20 protein-coding genes are annotated in these 21,967 nt (G+C 42.1%); 3 read left to right on the top strand and 17 right to left on the bottom strand.

The window, feature by feature from the left end; translation table 11 throughout:
- Positions 1–2,244: a type IV secretory system conjugative DNA transfer family protein gene (locus HMPREF6485_RS05805; RefSeq protein ID WP_004345325.1), complete on the top strand. Its 2,244-nt coding sequence runs from the start codon at positions 1–3 to the stop codon at positions 2,242–2,244.
- 75 nt (positions 2,245–2,319) lie between these two features.
- Here the strand turns inward: HMPREF6485_RS05805 and HMPREF6485_RS05800 are convergent, their stop codons facing one another.
- The 14 genes from HMPREF6485_RS05800 to HMPREF6485_RS05725 form a co-directional block, all read right to left on the bottom strand.
- The gene (locus tag HMPREF6485_RS05800; RefSeq protein ID WP_004345324.1) at positions 2,320–3,159 is read right to left on the bottom strand and encodes a Fic family protein; all 840 of its coding nucleotides are present in this window, start codon (positions 3,157–3,159) and stop codon (positions 2,320–2,322) included.
- An 83-nt stretch (positions 3,160–3,242) separates the two neighbouring features.
- Positions 3,243–3,644, bottom strand: a complete 402-nt coding sequence (locus tag HMPREF6485_RS05795) for a hypothetical protein (RefSeq protein WP_004345323.1) — start codon at positions 3,642–3,644, stop codon at positions 3,243–3,245.
- A 63-nt stretch (positions 3,645–3,707) separates the two neighbouring features.
- Positions 3,708–4,034 carry a hypothetical protein gene (locus HMPREF6485_RS05790; RefSeq protein WP_004345322.1) on the bottom strand — a complete coding sequence of 109 codons (327 nt, stop codon included), beginning with the start codon at positions 4,032–4,034 and terminating at the stop codon, positions 3,708–3,710.
- 40 nt (positions 4,035–4,074) lie between these two features.
- Positions 4,075–4,488: a hypothetical protein gene (locus HMPREF6485_RS13160; protein ID WP_004345320.1), complete on the bottom strand. Its 414-nt coding sequence runs from the start codon at positions 4,486–4,488 to the stop codon at positions 4,075–4,077.
- Between the two features lie 567 nt (positions 4,489–5,055).
- Positions 5,056–6,579: a MobV family relaxase gene (mobV, locus tag HMPREF6485_RS05775; protein ID WP_004345318.1), complete on the bottom strand. Its 1,524-nt coding sequence runs from the start codon at positions 6,577–6,579 to the stop codon at positions 5,056–5,058.
- Positions 6,580–7,221: 642 nt separating this feature from the next.
- On the bottom strand, positions 7,222–7,599 hold the full coding sequence (locus tag HMPREF6485_RS05765; RefSeq protein ID WP_004345314.1) for a hypothetical protein: 378 nt from the start codon (positions 7,597–7,599) through the stop codon (positions 7,222–7,224).
- An 85-nt stretch (positions 7,600–7,684) separates the two neighbouring features.
- Positions 7,685–8,395 (bottom strand): hypothetical protein, encoded by a 711-nt coding sequence (locus tag HMPREF6485_RS05760; RefSeq protein ID WP_004345312.1) that lies wholly within the window; start codon positions 8,393–8,395, stop codon positions 7,685–7,687.
- A 7-nt stretch (positions 8,396–8,402) separates the two neighbouring features.
- Positions 8,403–8,882 (bottom strand): hypothetical protein, encoded by a 480-nt coding sequence (locus HMPREF6485_RS05755; RefSeq protein WP_004345311.1) that lies wholly within the window; start codon positions 8,880–8,882, stop codon positions 8,403–8,405.
- 12 nt (positions 8,883–8,894) lie between these two features.
- Positions 8,895–9,911, bottom strand: a complete 1,017-nt coding sequence (locus tag HMPREF6485_RS05750; protein WP_004345310.1) for a hypothetical protein — start codon at positions 9,909–9,911, stop codon at positions 8,895–8,897.
- 238 nt (positions 9,912–10,149) lie between these two features.
- Positions 10,150–10,428, bottom strand: a complete 279-nt coding sequence (locus HMPREF6485_RS05745) for a hypothetical protein (protein WP_007411086.1) — start codon at positions 10,426–10,428, stop codon at positions 10,150–10,152.
- Positions 10,429–10,488: 60 nt separating this feature from the next.
- The gene (locus tag HMPREF6485_RS05740; protein WP_007411088.1) at positions 10,489–10,644 is read right to left on the bottom strand and encodes a hypothetical protein; all 156 of its coding nucleotides are present in this window, start codon (positions 10,642–10,644) and stop codon (positions 10,489–10,491) included.
- A gap of 1,006 nt (positions 10,645–11,650) precedes the next feature.
- The gene (locus HMPREF6485_RS05735) at positions 11,651–12,019 is read right to left on the bottom strand and encodes a single-stranded DNA-binding protein (RefSeq protein ID WP_004345305.1); all 369 of its coding nucleotides are present in this window, start codon (positions 12,017–12,019) and stop codon (positions 11,651–11,653) included.
- Between the two features lie 1,015 nt (positions 12,020–13,034).
- On the bottom strand, positions 13,035–13,376 hold the full coding sequence (locus HMPREF6485_RS05730; RefSeq protein ID WP_004345304.1) for a hypothetical protein: 342 nt from the start codon (positions 13,374–13,376) through the stop codon (positions 13,035–13,037).
- Positions 13,377–13,423: 47 nt separating this feature from the next.
- Positions 13,424–13,732 carry a hypothetical protein gene (locus HMPREF6485_RS05725; protein WP_004345303.1) on the bottom strand — a complete coding sequence of 103 codons (309 nt, stop codon included), beginning with the start codon at positions 13,730–13,732 and terminating at the stop codon, positions 13,424–13,426.
- A 142-nt stretch (positions 13,733–13,874) separates the two neighbouring features.
- Here HMPREF6485_RS05725 and HMPREF6485_RS05720 point away from each other — a divergent pair, with 142 nt between their 5' ends.
- Complete coding sequence (locus HMPREF6485_RS05720; protein ID WP_004345302.1) at positions 13,875–14,219, top strand: hypothetical protein; 345 nt, start codon at positions 13,875–13,877, stop codon at positions 14,217–14,219.
- A gap of 568 nt (positions 14,220–14,787) precedes the next feature.
- Here HMPREF6485_RS05720 and HMPREF6485_RS05710 read toward each other — a convergent pair.
- The gene (locus HMPREF6485_RS05710; RefSeq protein WP_044126292.1) at positions 14,788–15,366 is read right to left on the bottom strand and encodes a hypothetical protein; all 579 of its coding nucleotides are present in this window, start codon (positions 15,364–15,366) and stop codon (positions 14,788–14,790) included.
- A 76-nt stretch (positions 15,367–15,442) separates the two neighbouring features.
- Positions 15,443–15,931 carry an LPD11 domain-containing protein gene (locus tag HMPREF6485_RS05705; protein ID WP_004345295.1) on the bottom strand — a complete coding sequence of 163 codons (489 nt, stop codon included), beginning with the start codon at positions 15,929–15,931 and terminating at the stop codon, positions 15,443–15,445.
- Positions 15,932–16,474: 543 nt separating this feature from the next.
- Between HMPREF6485_RS05705 and HMPREF6485_RS05700 the strand changes: the two genes are divergently transcribed.
- Positions 16,475–17,422 carry an IS30 family transposase gene (locus HMPREF6485_RS05700; RefSeq protein WP_004345294.1) on the top strand — a complete coding sequence of 316 codons (948 nt, stop codon included), beginning with the start codon at positions 16,475–16,477 and terminating at the stop codon, positions 17,420–17,422.
- Here HMPREF6485_RS05700 and cas9 read toward each other — a convergent pair.
- Positions 17,419–21,792, bottom strand: a complete 4,374-nt coding sequence (gene cas9 / locus HMPREF6485_RS05695; RefSeq protein ID WP_004345292.1) for a type II CRISPR RNA-guided endonuclease Cas9 — start codon at positions 21,790–21,792, stop codon at positions 17,419–17,421. The two genes, HMPREF6485_RS05700 and cas9, sit on opposite strands and share 4 nt — an antisense overlap.
- Positions 21,793–21,967: the final 175 nt, after the last annotated feature.

Here is a 21,967-nt window from a genome sequence, read left to right as displayed (position 1 = left end):
ATGGAAGAAAGTAAAGAAATACAGGGAACGTACAGTATTTTCAGGACGACCATATACGTATCACTCCTTTTGGAGTTCTTCATGTATGCCTTGGATCCGACCGCATTGAGCGGATTAGGCGGCATTGTAAACAGCTTTCATCACCGGCTCGGGGTACTGTCCATGTATCAGTTCCTGCCCTACTCGAAGATGGTTACGCTCATGCTGGTAATCATCACCTGTATAGGCACAAAGAACAAGAAACAGATAGAGTTCGATGCGCGCAAGATGGTATTCTACCCACTCGCCATCGGCTTTGGCTTAGTAGTGGCTTCTGTGCTTGTCTATAACAGTGATTGGCATGTCAGGTTATGGATCCTGAAAGCCAATGTGTGGGTTTATATGGCCGTGTCTGTCATAGGGACAATACTTGTCCATACTGCTCTTGACAATGTATCGAAATATTTCAAGGATGGCATGCTCAAAGACCGGTTCAACTTTGAAAACGAAAGTTTCGAGCAGACAACAGAGCTTGTCGAGAACAAGTATTCCGTCAATATCCCTATGCGCTACTACTACAAGGGCAAGTTCAGGAGGGGTTGGATCAATATTGTCAATCCCTTCCGAGGCACATGGGTTGTGGGCACGCCCGGTTCCGGAAAGACATTCTCTGTCATAGAGCCTTATATCCGTCAGCATTCGGCCAAGGGTTTTGCAATGGTTGTCTATGACTACAAGTTCCCGACGCTTGCAACCAAGCTCTATTATCATTATAGGAAAAATCAGGTGCAAGGTAACCTGCCAAAAGGCTGTAACTTCAATATCATTAACTTTGTCAATATTGAGTACAGCGCACGCGTCAATCCTATCCAGCAGAAGTACATTGCAAATTTGGCTGCAGCACAGGAAACAGCGGAGACACTTATTGAGTCCCTTCAAAAGGGACAGAAGACTTCCGGTGGCGGTTCCGACCAGTTCTTCCAGACATCTGCCACCAACTTCCTTGCAGCCTGTATTTTCTTTTTCGTCAACTACAACAAGAAGCCTTTTGATGAGAACGGCAATGAACTCTTCCCCGAATACGGCGAGGATAAGGAAACCCACCATAAGCGGTTGACAGGAAGGGTCTTCAATGATGCGAAACAGATTGGCAACAAGGAATACCAGGTGCAACCGGCCTATTGGAAAGGTCAGTATTCTGACATGCCTCACGTGCTCTCGTTCCTGAACCACTCCTATGATGAGATCTTTGAAGTCTTGAAGACCGATCCGGAGGTCTACCCGCTTTTGGGGCCTTTCATGACTGCCTTTGACAATGGTGCCATGGAGCAGTTGGAAGGTATGATAGGTACGTTGCGTGTGCAGACTTCACGCTTGGCCACCAAGGAATCCTATTGGGTTTTTAGCGGGGACGATTTTGACTTGAAGGTGTCGGATCCCCGACATCCAAGTTATCTTCTTATTGCCAATGATCCGGAAATGGAAAGCATTATTGGAGCACTCAATGCCCTGATTCTGAACCGCCTTGTCACCCGTGTCAACAGCGGCATGGGAAAGAATGTCCCGGTAAGCATCATTGTCGATGAGCTGCCGACACTCTACTTCCACAAGATCGACCGCTTGATAGGAACCGCCCGAAGTAATAAGGTTGCTGTGACATTAGGTTTTCAGGAACTGCCGCAGTTGGAAGCAGATTATGGAAAGGTGGGCAAGGATAAGATTATTACCACCGTAGGTAATGTCGTTTCCGGCTCTGCACGCTCAAAAGAAACGCTTGATTGGCTGTCGGGCGACATCTTCGGAAAGGTCGTACAACTCAAAAAAGGCATTACCATTGACAGGGACAGAACATCCATCAACCTCAATGAGAATATGGACAGCCTTGTTCCTGCCTCCAAAATCAGTGATATGGCTTCCGGATGGCTGTGTGGCCAGACTGCCCGGGATTTCGTCGTAACGAAGACTGGCAGACGGGACTCGATGGATATTCAGACTGCTGAAGAGTTCAGAACCACCAAGTTCTTTTGCAAAACCTCTTTTGACATGGAACAGATTAAGGCAGAGGAAACAGACTACAGCAATTATCCTATCCCGAAATTCTACCACTTCGATTCTGAAGACTCCAAGGAGCGTATTCTATATGCCAACTTTGAGCGGATAGACCAAGAGGTAAAGAATATGATAAAGATTGTCCAGACAGAGTTCAAAAAGGAAGAAGGCACTCAAACAGCCCATAGGAAGAGCAACAGGAAGTCTTCCAAATAAATTCTTCCTTTGTTTTTATTACATGAGAAAGGGTCACTTGAACTGTAAAGTTCAGATGACCCTTCATTTAATTTCTTATCTCCGGAAATGTCGGCGAGGTTTCTGTTCTTCTTCCTCCTCTTCTTCATCTTCCATGGATAACTTATAGTTCTCGATTTCCTGTTGGAGGTTGTTGGCGTGTTCCCGGAACATGAAGTTTTGGAACGGGGTATTTGATTCTTCCTCTCTTGACTTCACCAAGGCGTTGATATATTCGGCCTTGTCCTCCTTCAATACCTTATTGGGTACCAGGTCAAACTCATTCTGAAGATGATTCATGATCAACCTTGACATCCTGCCGTTGCCGTCTACCCATGGATGGATCGTGACGAGTTTCAGATGTGCGTCAAAGCTCAAACGGTATTGCTCATATACATCGGGGTTCTTTAACAGCTGTTCCCGTCTTTCGTTCATTTCCTTGCAGAAATCTTCTAACTTCTGTGGGACTTTCAGGTAACTCATATAAGACTTTCCCATAGTTCCTGCCGTAACGTTTACCCGACGTAAATCTCCCTTTGACGAGTCAAATACACCGCCAGGTGCATTGAATATCCCCCCGGTTCTTCTCATTACGATTGAAGACAGTTCCTTCAGCATATCGATGGAGAAAGGTGTGTGTTCCCTTGCCATTTCCATGCTTCTTTCGTAGGCAGCTTTCAGGTCGAGGTTCATATTCTGCTCAATGATGCTTTTACCCTTGGCAGAAAGCCCCTCGTCAAAGAGCAGCTGGTTCTCCACCTCGGTCATCGTCGAGCCTTCGATAGCAGTTGAATGGGTCACGATTGAGTAGAGATAGAACTTTTCATAGTCTATCTGTTTTTGGAAGCCCAATTCCTTGTGCTCTTCCAATATATCTAAAAATTCTTGTTTGTTCATAATTGCCTTATCTTTAGACAGCAAATATACTAATTTACGGTTGATTAAACAATTTTTTAAGGAGAAAAAGCCTGTACACCCATTTAAAGCACTTCGGAATGATATAGTTGCAACCACTCTGGTATCTCCCGAAGGACACGGGCTTCAGCCGACGCGGCGGAAGACGTATCTTTGAGATAGGTGATTTTCCGTGTACCATTGAAGTCATGTTCTTTAAACTTTATGACAAGCATACCCTCCGGATCTCCGACTACCCACCAACCGGGATTAGTTGCTCTCTGTAATACGAAACGGTCAGCCGGAACAGGTCGTACTGCTTCCTCGCCAACAAGAACGGCATCAATGACTTGCGCTGAACCGATAAACTCCGTTGTCTGTGGCAAAGCTAACAGACGCTCTACGGCTTCATCACGGCTATTGCCGACAGAGGCAGCCTGAATTTCATTACCATCAGACAATTTAATAATAAACTTGTACCTTTTCATTTTGTTTCCCCGTCACGCCGATAGGTCAGCTTTAATGGTTTATGAAATTTGTACAACTCAATACTAACCTAACACGCGCGGGAGACCATCTAAAATAATTGCTTTCGTCCCGGTTGTTTCCAACTGCCAATCGAAGTCAGCCACTTCGGAACCATTCTTTGGATAAGCACCCTGCCAATCCCACAACGTAAAGACAGTTCCATCAGGATATACAAGAATAGGAAGAGCTTGAAAAGAAGGTACATATCCATCTTTTTCCTTTTCGCAAATCACATCACAAAAATACATCATGACATGTTCTCTCAACTCTTCTTCCCGGATAATGGAAACATCACTAATGGTCTTTTCGCCAAAGTTAACCAACAAATCTTTCATTTTTTCGTTTGTCATTTTGTTTCCCCGTCATGCCGATAGGTCAGCATTGAAATGCCTATATTACTTTTTCTTCATAGACGGTTGTTCCGGTCTCGTTGCAAACGATTGACACGATACCGCCTGTGTAGTCTTCAAAATAGCTCTCTTCTGTCCCGTTGTTCATGTAGATATAATTGAGACAGTCTTGGAATGAAGACTTGAAGCCCTTTTCATTTGAAGATGTATCGTTGTTAAATACGACATCATAGGTAAGAACTTCCTTTTCAAGAAATTCCTCAAATTCTTCTCTCTGCTCGTCCGTCAAAGAGAAATCAAAATCGTCTTCAAACTCTTCTTCAAACAAGAATCTAAAGAAGTTAGGGTCGTTCTGACTCTCTCTTTCAACATATTTTTTGAAAGAAATGTCTGCTGGATTGTTTGCACTTTCATAGTTCTCAATCAGCTGCTGAATTTTGATGTTCTTAATCATTTTGTTTGTTGTTTTATGAAGTTAAAATTTTATTCTGGGCATCCCGATTCTCAACCTTTTTATAGGTTTTTCGTTTCTTCGACCCGAACTTTTTTTTATCATTCCGGTGTAACCGTCATCTCGAACCTTTTATGTGCAAGGTAACATCGCAGGCGTTAAGGGGACATAAGGCAAACAATTGGCCGGTAAAAGTTTTCAGGAAACCGTAATCTATGATTTCGGAGGGTCATGAAAAGTTTTCCGCCAATAAGGAGCATTCCGGTGTTTGCCGTGTTCCCTGCCTGCGATACCTTTGCAGAATAAAAGTCGAAGATGACTACAAGCGGACGAAAAGTGAGGTCGAAACCAGAAACGGAAATGGAAGGATAGATAAAAGTAAATGTAAAAAAACACCGCAGGTATAGCGTGTATAGCCGTATGCCCATATATACGTATATCCGTATAGATGTATATACGTGTTGCGCTATACTTGTATTGAAGTATAAGAAAATAGACATATATACAATCCACATCTTATTCGGATTCACAAACATCTACAATATTCCCCATGAAAAAACATCAACATTATTATCGCTTGATATTCCTTTTCTTACCTGATTTCAGCATGTGCATACCCATTAGGAAACAGCGTTGTCGGAACGCTATATCGTCCTCGTCAGGCTTCTTACCCCAGCCTCCATTAGGCGCGGAACCGCCGCCGGCACTCTGCGAAATCTCTGTTGCCTTATCAAGATAGCCAAGAAAAAGAGCCGTGGCGACCAAGGCAACCTGACTTGAATTTTCTGCCATCTGTTCGAACACAGAACCTTCAGAAAATCCTTTAGTCGCTTCATCAAAAGCCACTCTCTGCTCCGGCGGAAGAGACTCACGGTAAGCATTAAATTTGCTATAAGACTTTTGCGCTTCTATCGAGGCCATATTCCATCCAACAGCTTGCATGTCATGTAGGGCTTGCGTGTTCAGGTTCGGCACAATTGAATGTATGTCACCCTTGATTTCCTTATATCGCTCTTCGGTGGCTTCGGTCTGCCCCCTCACTAATTCAAGCTTTCTCTCCGCCTCTGCGAGCTTTCCTTTTTTGTCAATAATTTTCTCTTTTGTTTTTTCAATATCGGCGAGGATTCTCACACGTTCAATATCTGCCTGCTCCTTGGTTATCTTTCCTGCCTTGACATCATTTTCTAACTTCTCAATCTCACGGAGCAAGTCATTTTTATGTTTTTCAAGATTGGCTATCATGGTACCCAGCCCCTTCAATCTTGCTTCACCATGCTTAATTGCTTTTTCTTGTTCTGACAGTGTAACCTTGTTTCTCGAAATCTGTCGCTTTTGATCAGCGACATCGCCTTTCAGATGATCAACTTCTTTCTTTAAATCCTCTCTTTTTTGTGCATAATATTCTCCCATCGTTTTATGCTTGTGCCCCGTCTCTGCAATGCTGTCTCCCCGGTCAAGAGAATACTTCTTGTTGACCTCCGAGAGTTCATTGTGAAGAGCAGTCAGGCGCTGACTATATTCAAACTTACTCTGCCCTGCCATAACCATTTTCCAAGAGAATTTATTCCTCTCCGTTATTGGTAAAATTGTGCAATGAATATGAGGGTTTGTTTCATCAAGATGTACTATAAAAGCTGCGATATTCTTTTCACCATATTTTTTACTCATAAACTTGTACATGTCAACAGCCCATTTTTCTATTTCAGGGCTGCGGGTAATTTCCGAATTGTCAGCTCCCTTGTCCAAGTTCACCTGTTGTTCACCGAACGCCAAACGGTGCATCTGATCCCTCGAACCACCCAAGATGAAATTTGCAACAGTCCGGTACTTCGGTTCCGGAAGTCCGAGGTTAGGGTCTATTATATTCCTTGCCTTCAAATTGTCTTTGATTCGTTTGGGGATTGAGAGCTGCTTGTCGACTGGAGCTATCACATCTCCTTTGCGAACTTCAAAGTTAAGATGCTCACGTGTCGGGTCAAAAGCATACGATAGTTTTCTCCGGTATGCTTCCGCCGAGAAGTTTCGTAGATGCTCATTGCTTTGAGCAACAGTAATGCCTTTCGTAGGCATAAGATCCATTACTTGTTTTGCCATTTATCGTTATTTCTTTTACTTCATCGTGGGGTGGTTCCTGAATATAAACATTTCAGAACGGTGGAATTCAATATTTCACGAACTATCATTTTTAATCTTTTAGAGGGGTCAATGATTACGATTTGTTACCATTAGAGGGGTCAATGGTGGGGTCAATGTGACGAATTGTAATTTTTAGAGGGGTCAACCCTTTTTGTAAAGGAGTTTTTACTCCCCTCAAAAACACTGCAAATTCACGAACTATCATTTTTACACTTTTAGAGGGGTCAATGATTGCGATTTGTTACCATTAGAGGGGTCAATGGTGGGGTCAATGTAACTTTTATAGGGGGTCACCCCCTCCAAAGTATAAGACTGAAAGCTTCATCTCTATATTCGAAATGCCATTTCCGCTTTACCCCTCGGAGAGCCTAATATTGACACGGCTTGCCGCACGAAGTCCCCCCTCGCCGGGGTGGCAATACCCCCAAATTTTGATTTGGGGGGTATTAGGCTACCTCCCAATGTAAAACAATTCATTTCGTTTGCAAAACGATCGCTCATGCGCAAGCGCATGTACCAAGACTTTGTCTTTTCCATCTCCAAGTTCATTAAAAATGAAATGTCAAGCCGGATTTTCGGGATGGATAAAATCCCTCTCCGTCATTTCTCAACATCTTTTGCCGGGGCAAAAACGACGATATCTTTTCGGAGTCTGACCATTTTGCTTGTAACAACATTGAAGACTTCCAGAACATTCATTGTCTCTAAATTTTGGATGAACTTCATGACCGATGGTCGACTCCAGCCCCAAGACTTCGATAGGCATTCTATATTTGCGGCCGTGTCCTCTTGTTTCCTCTCGGAGGTACAATGTCGTGCCACAAGATCCCGAAAGGCCTGCAGGCGAGAAAAACGCTTTGCGTTCTTGTAAGTATAGTCTCCGCAGAGAAACTTAAGCAGGTCGGAAGACATTCTTACATGATAGTTCTTATAACCATTTTGAACGACTTCTTTATCTATCATTTTATCGTTAGTCATTATTATTTTATATTATCAATATTATATGTAAAAATCTACCTTTTTCCAATCCACATTTTTATATAAATGTTGTAACCGATAAAGGTCATGCAGCCTTCCTTTCTACCGTGTATCTTTGTGGTATCGGTTTCCTCCCTTTGGGAGCAGCAGGATCATGAAAATTGGGATAGAACAAGGCAGCCATTGCAATAACGAAAAGTACTTCAGAAAGCAAAATATACCTTCCTTCATCGAAGAAAGAAAACAAAATAATTACACAGGAAACACCTATCAGAATCCTTTTGCTATTATGTATTTTCGTGAGTATTCTGTTAGCCAACTTGTAAGAGAAGAACAGTAGTGTCATCCCGAAAGTAATAAGGTAAACGAGGGGGCGGGTCAGAAAGGGATAGAGATAGTTGTTCATCTTTCGTTGCATGAACGGAGCCGCCGTTTTCTTTCCGCTGATGCTAAGCTGGTCCAACCTCTTTTCTTTCGCCATGGTCTTATATGTGGCAGCCACTTCTCCTGATGCAAAGTTGTCTACACCTTGAATACCGAGAAGAAATAGTAAAAGTAATAATGTAAAAAACTTTCTTGGCTTTTCCCGATGCTTCATCTTGTCATAGAAGTTGATAAGATGAGTGCCCAGTCTCCAAACAGACTTCTTCAGCTTCGACATATGGGGCTGTGCTGCCGTAAAAACATTGCGGTATTTTTTCACGCTTTCCCTCCTTGGCTTGATTAGAAAATGATACAGGAAAGGAATGCTCGTCAGCACCACGAAAAGGATTAATTTTAATATTAACATCACCATATTTCTTTCAATTGAAGTTCGACAATGTTTCTGCGTATGATTCTTGTTCCAGAATGTTTTTCTGAAGTTTGGGCATCCGATTCCTTTCGGAAAGCAGCTGATAGTACATCGTTTCCAAACTATCAAAGAAGAATACCGTCATTGAGTCAACGATTCCGTAATTGGTCGATGACAGATAGACAACAAACATTTCATCTTCTACCGGAGTTGAGTATGCCACCACCTTATATACTTTTCCTTTCTCTTCCTTGGAAGCATAGAGAACGTGTATATGCAGTTTCTCCACCAAATCCGATACGAAATTTTCCAACACGTGTTGCTCTTCCATGTTAAGAACGACTTCCGTAAAATAAGCGTGTTGGATAACGCATATCTGCTGTTCTGTAAAATAGCCGGGGAGCAACTTTATCAACTTCTGATAAAGCAGGAGGATGGAACGCTTGTAGGTTCCGTCTTCAAGTGTGTTGTAGTCTAATGCTTTTTCCATACGATTTTCTATTTATAAAGTTGCTGAAATATACGATTTCAGAAAATATTCTGCCAAAGTGGCTATCAGCTTATTTTCCTCCTCCTTCGTTTTCTTTTTGTTGTCCAGGCGATTCAAAAGTATTGGCAGTTCCTTGGAAATTACCATCAGCTCTTCACGCTGTTTCTTGGTCAATGCAGCCGTTGAATACCCATCCAAGGACACATAGGGCTGAATCAGCATCCAGCGGTAACTGACCCGTTGTTCCTGGCTAAGCTGCTTGTTGTTCAGTATGTCTTCCCTGCACGCAATGGCATTTTGCATGATCCGGCGGTTAAAACGCATGGTCAGATACAGCATCGTCCTGTCATTCACTTCATCGTTTTTCTGACCGACAGAAGAGTAAAGCCGGTCAAAAAGCCTTGTTGTCTTTTGGGTCAACCGCTGCATCTCATCCATGGGTACATTACTAAGGTGTTCCATGAGCGAACGAAAACATCTGTCCTCCTGCCTGATAAAGGTAAGCAATTGAGACTCCTGCTTAAAGTCATGCGTACTGTTTAGCAACTTGTTGTAGATGGCCAGTATTTGTGGAAGTCCCTTTATCGTCTGTTCTTTGTCAAGTCCCCCATAAAAGTCAGACGCTTTTTTATAGGTGTCCGAACTTTCCATCTTTGCCCGTTCGGAAGCCGTATTGAGTTTAAGGTACATCACGTCCTGAAGCGAACGCTGCTTTGAAAAAGCAAGTCGTGTCAGCTCTGTTCTCACAGAATCGGAAATGACAAAATAGGCAAGTGCCACCGGACTCTTCAGGTTAATGGTAGAGTCTTTTGAAAAGACACTGTACGACGAGTCTTTAAGTTCCTGCCACTGTGCCGTAAGGTCAGTTACTTTTTCGATGTCGGCATCCTTGTAAGATTGGATTTCCGACAGCTTTGCTTTACAGGCCTCTATCGCTTCGGTAGAGTTCTGAAATGACGGATGCTTTGTACAGGAAGAGAAAGCAAGTGCCGTCAACGCGAGAGTTAATGATAAGTGATTTCTTCTCATAAAAAAATATTTTAACGACTGCGAAGATACAAACCTCACTATGAAAATGAGGTGTCAAAAAAATAAAAGTCTTATATTAACATTTTCAAAATCTTTTGGAAAAACTTCCTGCCTGCTTATTTTGTTAAGATACATTAAAAAAGTTCCAAATATTTATTATTTGGAACTTTTGATATTTTCAGATACTCTCTTATATGTTTTGCTTAAATGTTAATATTTTGAGGTATAAAAAAATAAGCTAATTACTAACATTGTTAATATTGTTACCCACACCATTCAAAATCCTGACACAAACGGCACTTGCAATGATTGCAAGGATTGATATGACAGGGTATGTCTCTACCAAAGCGGTACCGATTAGAAATGCCATAAGAATCAGGTGTACGAGTACCACCTCTTTATTAGTGAAGTTTTCTTCTGCGAGCAGAGAGAAGAATACATTCTTTGAGTTCCACCATTTTCCGACAGCTTCAGATGCCGATGAGGTCTTGCTTTTGTGGATTGATAATGTTTTCATCTTGTTTGTATATGAATCGTTTATATTAGAGTTCTTCGTATAGAGTCGCATGGAATAATTTCAACTCCATCCGTTGAGCTTATAGACTTGCTGCCGTGCTTCCTGCCAGCTGGCCACCCAACGTATGGCGATGATATAACCGTCCATTCTACGCTTCATGATAGTCCAACCTTTTTCGGCTTTCTTGAAGAAGTATCTGTTTGTCTTTATTTTCATAATCTCCTCACTTTTGATGTATAATAGAAAGTTCAGGCTAAACAGTATAGTCATGTGCATATCCACACAATCTCCAATTATCCCCCCATTTGTACATCTTGCGAAGGATTGTTGCCAACTTTACTTTCCTGACCTCGTAACTGTTATAAATTGCGTGGAGTTCTCTTGCTGCTTCTATTTTTTTCATACGACTTGACTTAACCGTGTTGTCGAGGGCTGAAGTTAAAATTTTATTCTGGGCATCCCGATTCTCAACCTTTTTATAGGTTTTTCGTTTCTTCGACCCGAACTTTTTTTTATCATTCCGGTGTAACCGTCATCTCGAACCTTTTATGTGCAAGGTTAAATCGCAGGCGTTAAGGGAACCTAAGGCAAAGAATTGGCCGGTAAAAGTTTTCAGGAAACCGCAATCTATGATTTCGGAGGGTCATGAAAACTTTTTCCGTCAATAGGACTTGTTCCGGTATTTGCCGTGTTCCCCGCCTGCGATACCTTTGCAGAATAAAAGTCGAAGATGACAACAAGCGGACGAAAAGTGAGGTCGAAATCAGAAACGGAAATGGAAAGATAGATATAAGTGAATGTAAAACAAGCACCGCAGGTGCAGCGTGTGTAGCCGTATGTCCGCATAGCTGTATATACACCTATATGTATATACAGCTATATGTATTGTCGGTAAAAGGTTGGGTGTATAGACAGCCGGATATAAAGGAACGGCACTTGCCTTCAGGCGTGTGCCGGTTCCGTTGCCGGGTGTGGGGCGGCAGGCTCCACAAGAAGTATAGTCCTCTCTCCCGAAGCAGCTCTGACGGCACGTCTGTGCTGTCTTGTGTCTGTTGGAGTTCCGGCACGGCACGGAAGAAGACACAAGAGGGTTTAAGAAGTAGGCCTGCTTGCATGAAAGATAGGTATGGACACCGCCGTATGGCGTGATAGCAGATGCGATTGCAGCAGACATGAAAAAAGGAGACCCTTGAAGAGTCTCCCGTCTTTCGGAGTAAGGCTTTTACTTGGCCTTCCGGTTCTTCGCTTTAGGAGCGTCTTGCTTTTCTTCCCTGACAAAGGCGGTAACCTTTGTGGCGATGTTCTTCAGAACCGTGACGTTCTTACCGTCCTTGGTGTAGTTCTCCGGCTTGAAGAATCCCTCTACCGTAATCTCCTTGCCCTTCTTCAGCAGTTCCAAGGTAGCCGTATCGTCGTTCTTTACCCAAGTTTCAAGGCCTATGATCGAAGAGACCGTAGTGGTCTCGTTGCCTTTGCGTTCTGTGTGTTTGATGATGATACCGAAGCGTGCGATGGCAGCCTTCTCAAAGTTTTTAACTTCTGCATCCTTGCAAACATAACCCGTAACTGTGAAATTGTTCATTGCGTTCATAATTGTAATTTTTTAAGTTGATATTTATTTTACGTGCATAAAGGAGCAGGCAAGAGGAAGGTGTGCAAAGGCAAGGGATGACCGTTATTTTTTTCATCTCCGACCATAGAGTTTTTGGATCAGGAGCAACCGCACCCCAAAAACTTGAAAAAAATCACGAGGCAAGTCCCGGAGGGCGACCCTTGCGGAACACCGCTTGCGCTAACTTTGCAAAGGAAAATGGATGTCGGACTTATCTGAAAAATGAAAAGAACGCCATGAATGATTTGAAGTGAAGGGTAGCTGAAAGGATGAAACCAAGACCAGGAAGCTGTCACCGCTACCGGTATCGGTAAACACACTTGACCGCACGGGAAAGAAAATGACAGTACCTCTGCCAGGCCCTGAAACATGGGTGAGTGAAGTTGTGCCAGCAAAGCTGCCGCTGCCGAAGAAGGGCAAGGACAGGTAAAGGGGTAAGCCGTCAGAGAACGTCCATGGACAGTAAGAGATACCATGATACAGTCTCGCCACTTGGCTCCACCGTCAGGGAGGAAGAGCGGAAGTCTCAAAGACAATGGTTGAAGAAGGCTGCAAGCCGTGCCATGGTAGGAGACGGAAAAGGGATGTACCACTATAAGGTCTGCAAGGCAATCCGCATAGATGTATGTTCGTATAGCCATATATATGTATATACAGCTATACAAGAATGCACCTATATGACAATATGGAAATAGGAATACGGCAATAAAGATATGCCGCTATGTAGAAAAGGGGTAAGTAGCCTATATCCAACAATGTGGGCAGTGTCTGCAAGTCTCTGCCCTTCCGCTTTTGGGAGCTTTTTCCTGTGGCGTGCCGGAAGGTGAAAGTGACCCCGGCGGACAGGAACCGACAATGTCCTTGATATTTAGTCCCGAAAGGAGCCGGTTCATAATCAGGGTGTGGGGCAGTAAGCCCCACCGATTTTTTCGGCATGAAAATTCAAGAAGTGAGATGCCGGGCGATACCTGACACCTCACTCATATCAAATTAGCTACATATCTGGCAACTCATCAAGTATGTTCTCCAAATGTCCTAAGACTATATCCAGCTTCAAATCGGTGATGGTTCCCTCAAAGCCATCTTCTTTGTCTTTTACCAATATTGACAGGAAACCATCTTCTTCCTTTACCGCCATTACTTTCAGGTCGGCAGGTTCCTCCCCCAAATATCCTATGATGTAAGGATGTTCCGCCTTTTCTCCTTGTTCTGCGTCGTCATAATCCATCCCAAAATGAAATTCATGGTTAGGGAAATTCTGCAAAGCGTCGATTAGTTCCTGCTTCTGTCGTTTGTAAATCTCTTCATAAAGAGGGGCATAATCAAAATGTTTCATTGTTTTGTCTGTTTTAATAAGGTGGGGTTTCCACCTTGCATTGGTTATTAATCAAGTGTTTCATAAAAGTAGTCTAATTCCTCGCCTTTCAGGTTTTCGCAACCATAATTGTCCGCTTCCTCCCAAAGGGCATTGTAAACACGTGCCAACTCGTCGTTTTTCTCGTACCATTGCCAAATCTTATGATTGAGCACCATAACAAGCTCGGTCAGAAACTTATAATTGTCTTTCCACTCCTCGAATGCTCGTTTGAATGTATCGTTTACCGCTTTTACGCCAAACTTCTCTGCAATTGAGAAATCACCCCAAAAAGTAGTAAGGGGTTTATAACCTGTCGTTTCCTCAATGTTCCACACAGATGTTACGATTTGAATTGTTGTTGTTTCCAGGTTGTTTCAAGATAACAATAAAAAAAATGAATGATGAAAACTTCCATATATTTAATATTTGGAAGTTTTATCAATAAAAATTGCTATCTTTGTATCCAAAAGAAGATATATGGAAGTACGTATTTTATTTTGCTGGGCCGGAAATGTTTATAATTGGCGTGGAACATGGCCGTTTTCATGCGTTCCGTCTCCTGGAGATACTTTAGGTATTCAAAGTTTCATAGAAGAGGGGCATATAAAGGCTGACGAAGAAGATGTCGTGTTCAAAGGCAGCGACCTTTACAGATATCGAGGCCTTGAAGTATCATTGGAGGGTCTGCTTTCCAATGAGTACAATACCAAAGTTGTCTCTGTAAATTGGACTGGGACAGGTATTGAAATTGAAATAACGACAGACATGTATCAGCAAAGAGACAGTATTGGTTCTAATCTTTGGGAAGAGAAGATAGAATAATGCAAATTTCAGACTTTAGTTGTTTTATGAAAGAAAAACTATTGAGGAAAGTAATCCATGTGCATCTCATACATAGCCGTAAGAATTATTACTTTGGCAGTGTGAATGCCATCTTTAAGAAGCTCTCCGAGAAAGAACTTGGGTGTACGGAAAATACTTTAAGTCACGTTTTAACGGAAGACGGTATGCACCATATCACATCCAAGGCACTTATCATAAGGTCACGTCTAATGACCTAAAATGACCTATTTACTGGCGAGACTCAATGGTTCGCCTATGGCTGCGACATTAAGGAGCAGCCCAAAATGTTTGAGGACATTTCATCCCCAAACATTTTCAATCAACATAAAAGCCGCCTTCACTTTGGGCAATATCCAACCATTCAGAATAATCTTCACTATTTTCTTCGCAGGGTTCATTGCCCATATCATCACAAAATTGAAGATAACCGTCGTATGTTGCATTTTAGCTTGCAATGGTCGTTTCGCGTGTCTTTAACTCAAACTTCTTGTGTTTCATGCTAAAAAGATTGCGGCAGGGTGGTTAGCTCTGCCATGACCTTTATTTCTTAGTCTTCAATCTCAAACTCGTGAACGTAGAGGAAATCATTGTCCCCTTTATGTTCTTTGTTCCAGTTCTTCAATTCTCCTTTGCTGACTTCCTCTTTACCAAGCAACTCTGCTGCATACGCCATTGCCTGTTTCTCTGTTTCAAAATAACCACTCTCATAGTTTCCGTTCACACAAGCGTCCACGTAGAACTTGTCTGTGAAGTATTTGCTATCGGCATCATTGGTAGCATAGACTTCACAGCCTGGCTCTTCCACGATGTAGTAGACGGTAAGGTCAGGCATGAGCTTCGTAAGCACATGACGGAAATCCGTTGCTCCCCATGCTTCATCCGCCTCTATGTTAATGATGTCTCCATCCATTTCATACTCTTGGATGAAACCACGGAGATAATTATTTTCCATCTGCTCGTCCGTCGCTCCCAAAACTCTGACGATATTTCCCTCCCATTCCTTGGATGCGTTTTCCTCGACAGGCTTACACTTGTCTGTCATAAAGCTGTCAATTACGTCGAACACTCGTTTCAAATCACTCTCGCTACCTTCAATACGGTAGCTTGTCCTTGCCCAATTTGCCATGTTTTTATAATTTAAGTTGTTTTTTATTCCTTGAAGCATTCTTTTGTCGGGAAACCGACAAAAGAACACATTATTATCAGTTAGCAGCCTTTGCCTTGCGCTCCAATTCAGCAATATCCTCGACCGTGCACCATTGGGGCTTTAAATCCTCGGGGATTATGTTCCAACGTCTTTTTACCTCTTCTATGGTTTCATCAACGGAATTTCCCCAAAGACCATATTTGTCGTTGTGGTAGCGAAAATCCTGTTTATCTTGCTCTTCATTACCAGTCTTCCCAAGGTATGCAATCAAATCATGGTATATTTTTGAAAGCATCATATATTTATCCCTACAATTGTACTCCCTTATTTCCTTTTCAGTATAAGGGTTTACAATCATAAAGTTTCGCTTCAACTCAAAACCTGCTTCACCGTCCATATCGTTGGCAGGACATGCACAATATAACGTTGTTGGATTACTTTGTGGGGACAGCGACAAATCTAAGTAATAGTTTCCTTTCTCATCCTTGTAAGCAGTATAACCATTGTAGTTTATACCAACTCGTTGTAAAGTGATTTTTCCCATTTTCCTATTTTTATGAAGTTATTATTTTATTCTGGGCATCCCGATTCTCAACCTTTTTATAGTTTTTTCGTTTCTTCGACCCGAACTTTTTTTTATTATTCCGGTGTAACCGTCATCTCGAACCTTTTATGTGCAAGGTAAGATCGCAGGTATTAAGGGAACCTAAGGCAAAGAATTGGCCGGTAAAAGTTTTCAGGAAACCGCAATCTATGATTTCGGAGGGTCATGAAAGGTTTTCCGCCAATAGGGAGTATTCCGGTGTTTGCCGTGTTCCCTGCCTGCGATACTTTTGCAGAATAAAAGTCGATGGATGACTACAAGCGGACGAAAGTGAGGTCGAAACCAGAAACGGAAATGGAAAGATAGATATACATCAAATAAATAATACAGGAAGAGACTTTTTGCAGTAGCCTATTGAATAAAAAAGACTACAAAGCGTAAGTATTAAAAAATCATAAACATAGGCATTATAAGCCTCGTGTTAAAATTATTTAATTAAAATAATAAGATCAATTATCTCATTAAGTAACAGATTATACATTTATGTACAACCATTTAACTTCACAGCAAAGATACGCAATTTCAACTTTTATTCAAAACGGATGGAGCAGGGCAAAGATAGCAGACTCGATAGGAGTTAATCATTCTACCGTTACTCGTGAAATCAACCGCAACAGCGGAGTCCGTGGAACTTATAATTGGGAGACTGCCCAGAAAAATGCCGACTATAGAAAGATACGAAGACCAGGCAACCGCGCCATTTCTCAAGAGATAAAGGATGAAGCAGTGCGGCTATTAGTGGAAGAACAGTGGTCTCCGGAACAGATTTCGGCAGTTTTAAAGGAACGGGGTATGTCAATATCTCATGAGACTATATACAAGATCATCCGCACAGACAAGAAGAATGGAGGGGCTTTGTATCTTTACTGTCGTCATAAACTTAAACACCGGGCACGTCCAGTAAGTAGCAGTGGATCAATTATTTGTAATAGGGTAAATATAAGCGAAAGACCGGAAGAAGCAGATGGTAGACGCTTTGGTGATTTCGAGATGGACACCATTGTAGGCAAAGGGAACCATGGAGCCATACTGACCCTTACTGAAAAAAGTACAGGCATGTTGTTTATGAGAAAGTTGAACAAAGGAAAAGAAGCCAAAGAACTGGCAAAGACGGTTGTTCGAATACTAATGCCATATAAAGCTTTCCTTAAATCAATAACGACTGATAACGGTTTGGAGTTTGCCTGTCATGAATACATTACAAAAAAATTGGGTGTTACGGTCTACTTCACCGATCCGTATTCATCATGGCAAAAAGGTTCGATTGAAAATCAGAACGGTCTTATCAGGCAATATATCCCCAAATCATCCACTTTTGAAAATATCAGTCATCAGTTTGTTACCAAAGTTGCTGACAAAATAAACCGTCGCCCAAGAGAAAAATTAAATTTTCGTACCCCTTTTGAGTGTTTTTACGAAAATATTCTTTAACTTTGCGGGCGGTGCATTTGCATGTTGAAACCGCCCTTGTTATAAATCACATTCGCGACATAATAAGGTATAAAATGACATTCGTTTCCTGTCGAGCTAACCATCTTGTATATCCTATCTTTATTCAACTTGCACTCACGTAGCTGCAACTCTTCTTCAGTAGGCACATACACTAAATCATTAGGCGACAGGTAGAACTTTAATGGCACATCGTTTTCATCTTTCTCCGGAACCGGCGAAAGTCTCTGCTTCAGACGCTCCGCCACCTCATCCAATGGAACTGTGGTATAACTGCGTTTACCTTCGCTATCTTCATAGATAGCAAAATAGAGATTCGTTCCCGATTGAGCCTCGACATATTTAGCCATTTTATTTCCTGTTTGCCCTACTCGATACTTAGCTCCCATCGGCTCCGTTATTCTCACTTTCAAAATTGGCTGATGCGGTTTGCCATCATTATACTTTGAGATATTCTGATTCATTTCCGCAATCCCTTCAGGCGTAAAAGCCAAGGTCGCATTGCCACCTTTTGCTTCAAGATAATTACGAAGTATCTTCTGGATACCGGTATCGGTAATAGTGCCTATTCGTTTGGCATCGAATGAAGTGTCAAGCAATTTTCTTGTAGCAACCAAAGGCTTTATATCATCACTAAAAGTCCACACATACACCTTATTTACATATTGCTTCTGCCAATAATAATCCGTACTCTTGAAATGGGCAAGCAACTGTCGCTTATTGAAGTGCTTTTCAACCAACGCACTGATATAGTCTCTCAACTTCTTGTCACAAATGGACGGAATATCATCGAGAGCCTTCTGAAGTGTGACGAGTTCTTTACGACGCAGATTGACATGACCATAGTAAGTCTCCTTGTGCATTGGTTTCCTAATGGCCCACAACTCACTTCCCTTCTGTTGCACAAACCTCTTTTTACCATTCTCATCATAGTGTTCATAACGATTGGTCGCCTTATTGATAACTCGTACGTAATTTTTAAAGCTGACCACCACATTTTCCAATGCATTATAGGCATCCTGCGTGAATGTTTCCCAAGGCTTGCGAATAACCCTGTTCTTGTCGCACAGCTGACGACGCAAATCTTCCCGCTTTTTCGGGTTATTGGCAGACTCATTGTTCAGATAGTTGACGATGTTACGAGAGGCACAAGCAATTACAAGGGCGTCCATCGCATGATGGCGGTGATCTATACGCTTTTTCCTAAAACCACGCTGTAATTCCAAGGGCATAGAAGTCTGGAACACCCGCTTACCGTCCTTATTTTCCCAATGTCCGAAAGCCTCCGTCCCGGTAAGTCTGTTGAGTCGCTCAAAGCGTGAATAGACAATACTGTTCCATACATCATTCAGTCCCCAATCTTTTTTGAGGCGGTCTGTTACACCTCCGGTACATACAATCACAGACTTGGAAGTAGCTTCCGATTCATCTGCCATTCGCACAATATTGGAAAGCAGCGTCTTTACCACCTTGCTAATATACCTACTATCGTTCATCTGCCGACTCAAGAATTCCTGTGGAATATCCTCCATCAGCAATTTATCTTTTTTCGACTTGTTGTTGGCATAATGATCCATTACAAAAGCCTTATATTCACTTTCACTAAAGATTCTTACATCGCCCAACGTGGTACAATGAATAATCTCACCACCATGCTTCTTAATAAACTCATAACCAAGAAGGTTAGACTTCAAAGTGTTTACCTCTGCCTCACATATCACCTTATTCGTAAACGAGTCGTCAAAGTAGCGGCTCTGCGGAATAACATGTTCTATTTGATAGGCCGGCGTAAAAAGTTTAGCAAGCGAGATAGCTTTTCCCGTATAAGGCGAACGATATTTCTGCTCAAGCCACAGCTTATATCTGTTCAACTCCTTTCCCGAAGGTTGAGACATTTGCGAAATCTTGGAAATTTCCTCAAAATCCTCGTCTTCCCTATTCAATTCTTGTAGTGCCCCCTCTTCATAGATGCGCAATATCTCTTGCTGCATCGGCGAATAGGGATGTACATTACATATATCCGTATCGTTCTTAAGTTCTATCAGCAAGCTCTTAATACGCAGATTGGTATTTTCATTCCTAAGAACATTCTGTGTCCGACGAGCACGCTCTTCAGAGGTACTTTTCATTTCACGTCCCAATTCTACATGAATCTCATCTATCTGCCCGGTTTCTTTCCATATATCATGTACTGTCCGTAATGTTTCAAGAATGCATTGTTCTACAATCGGATTACGCAACGAATACTGTTTGAAATTATTAATATAGGCCATGAGCCTTTCGGGTGAATCCCAATGTTGAATATCCATCGCTTCGGAATGTCTGCCATACACGACATAACAAGCCAGCCACTCAGGCAGTCCTTGAAAATCGGAAACTCGGTCAAACGAATATGCCGCATGCCCCATCCGTTCTTTGACTTTCTCATCAACATCTCCTTTTATAATGATTTCAATACGCTTGCGCGTTTCATCACAGATGTCTTGCTCGTTCCATAAAAAGCCTTTACGCATGACGGCCAACAGCCTTTTGATTGCTTTTTCCGAATAGGCTCCATACTCCTTTTTGAACGGTTTCACCTTCAAAAACGAATTAACAAAGGCATCATCATTTTTCAGCTTGCGTAATGCTGTCTCCGATTCACTCTTCACTTCCACAGAATAGAGCAGATGCCATAACCGATATTCCAAATTATTGTCATCTAACCATTTGTGTTCGATACCGGCTCTATCTAAAGCCATCAGCAACTCGTAACGGGTTTCGTTGCAGGGGTATTTCTTTTCTTTGTCCTCTATATAATTCCACCGAATAGGGTATTCCTTCTCATTACCAATTTTCACCTTCTTCAATTTGAAGTAATCTTTGAGTAAGGTTTCTTGGTTTATTTCCTTTCGGTCATTCAGATAAGTAAACAATCGGGCATGGTCATCCGCGGTTGGCAGATAATTTGCCGTCACCTCCTTATCTTCCACACGATCGAATAGACGAAGATTAAGTACAAATTGCCACAAACGAAACTCTTGAAAGTATGGATTAGACTTGGCTATACATTTAATGTTTTGCCGTTTTATCTCGCCCGTCTCTTTATCTACATATTCATAATATTCGTATGGACAGTTGGCTATTAGCGCTTTCTTGCTTTTCAAAGGGCGTTGATAGAAAATCAAGTCGTACAAAAGCAAATAAGTCATGTCCTTCTTCATCAGGCTCCGCTGATGGGGAAGGTTATTCAGATAAAGCTCTCGGGCACAGGCTTCCAACATCTCTTTATCCCTCAACTCTATGTGATACTTGCATTGTTCCGCCAAAATGGCTTCAAGTTCTGCTTTATAGTAGTGGCGTTCGATTGTGCGGATGAAGTTTCCTCGTATTTTGTCTGCAGGTTCTTGCAGCAAATGGTCATAGATGAAAGCACCTACCGTTTTACCCGACATTTCCAACAGGGTTTCCGTACGTTTTTTCCGCAGTCCCCAGTCATTTTCGTTCGGGGCACGGAACGAACGTTTCACATAGCCTTCTTTATCGGTCTTCAAAGTCGCACCATCTTTCTCATATTCAGTTGTCACGATAAACTGTTTCACTTTCCCCACCCAATCATCAAGCGAGATTTTACTACTACGGCGATAAATCCATCCATTCTCCAAATGGACATTATACCACGTATCATTGCCTTTCCGACTATCAGTGGCTTCTACACTTACAACCTTTAATTCGTAATACTCTTCTTGTTTAGTCGGATTTTCCTCTTCTTCTTCGCCACGCAATTGGTAGTAGCCGCGCTTTTGGTTGAAATTAAGCAATATCCAAGCCAATTCTTCTTTCGTAATAGCTTGTGTAAGAGCCTTCTTGCGCAGGTAGTAGATAGTCCAATCAAGCGGAATTTTCTTTCCATCTGCCACCAATGCCGGTTGACAACGTGCAAAATCAGCTACCATTTCGTGGAATGAATCCATAAACAGAAATCTTCTTTTCCCATTTCCAAGTTCCTCCCATGCCAATTTGGGTTCAGCATGATTAAGAAACTTTCCGTAAGTTACAGCCTCTGTCCTATCCCAGCCTATGGCTGCATCATAATGAGCAGGCAAAAAGTCCAGCACGTGTAACACTCTATGCAACCTTTCACGACGTTGCAGATTGCGCTGTACCAACCTGCGTTTACTACGAAACTCCGTTCGTTGGGCCGTCTGAGATACCGTCACCCCACTGTCGAAGTTGCCAAGTACATCCTGACTCATCGGAATAATTCTGCTTCCCAACTTAATGTCATGCAGGTAATTTCCATAGTCATCCACAGAGACTTTAGCCCAACCAATGCTATTGGTTCCCAAGTCTAATCCTAAAATTGTTTTCATTTTTTCTACTTTTTATTTGGATATCAATTATTAAGTTGCTATATTTGCATCAGAAATTTTCAAGCAAGTCACAATAAGGATTATTCCGTTGTGACAACAAAACAGAGCGGGGCAACTCGCTCTGTTTTGTTGTTTGCCCAAAATTACGACTTATGATTTGTTTTACAAAAGATTT

This window comes from Segatella buccae ATCC 33574 (assembly GCF_000184945.1).
Taxonomy (GTDB): domain Bacteria; phylum Bacteroidota; class Bacteroidia; order Bacteroidales; family Bacteroidaceae; genus Prevotella; species Prevotella buccae.
This window is presented reverse-complemented; position numbering and strand designations above follow the sequence as displayed.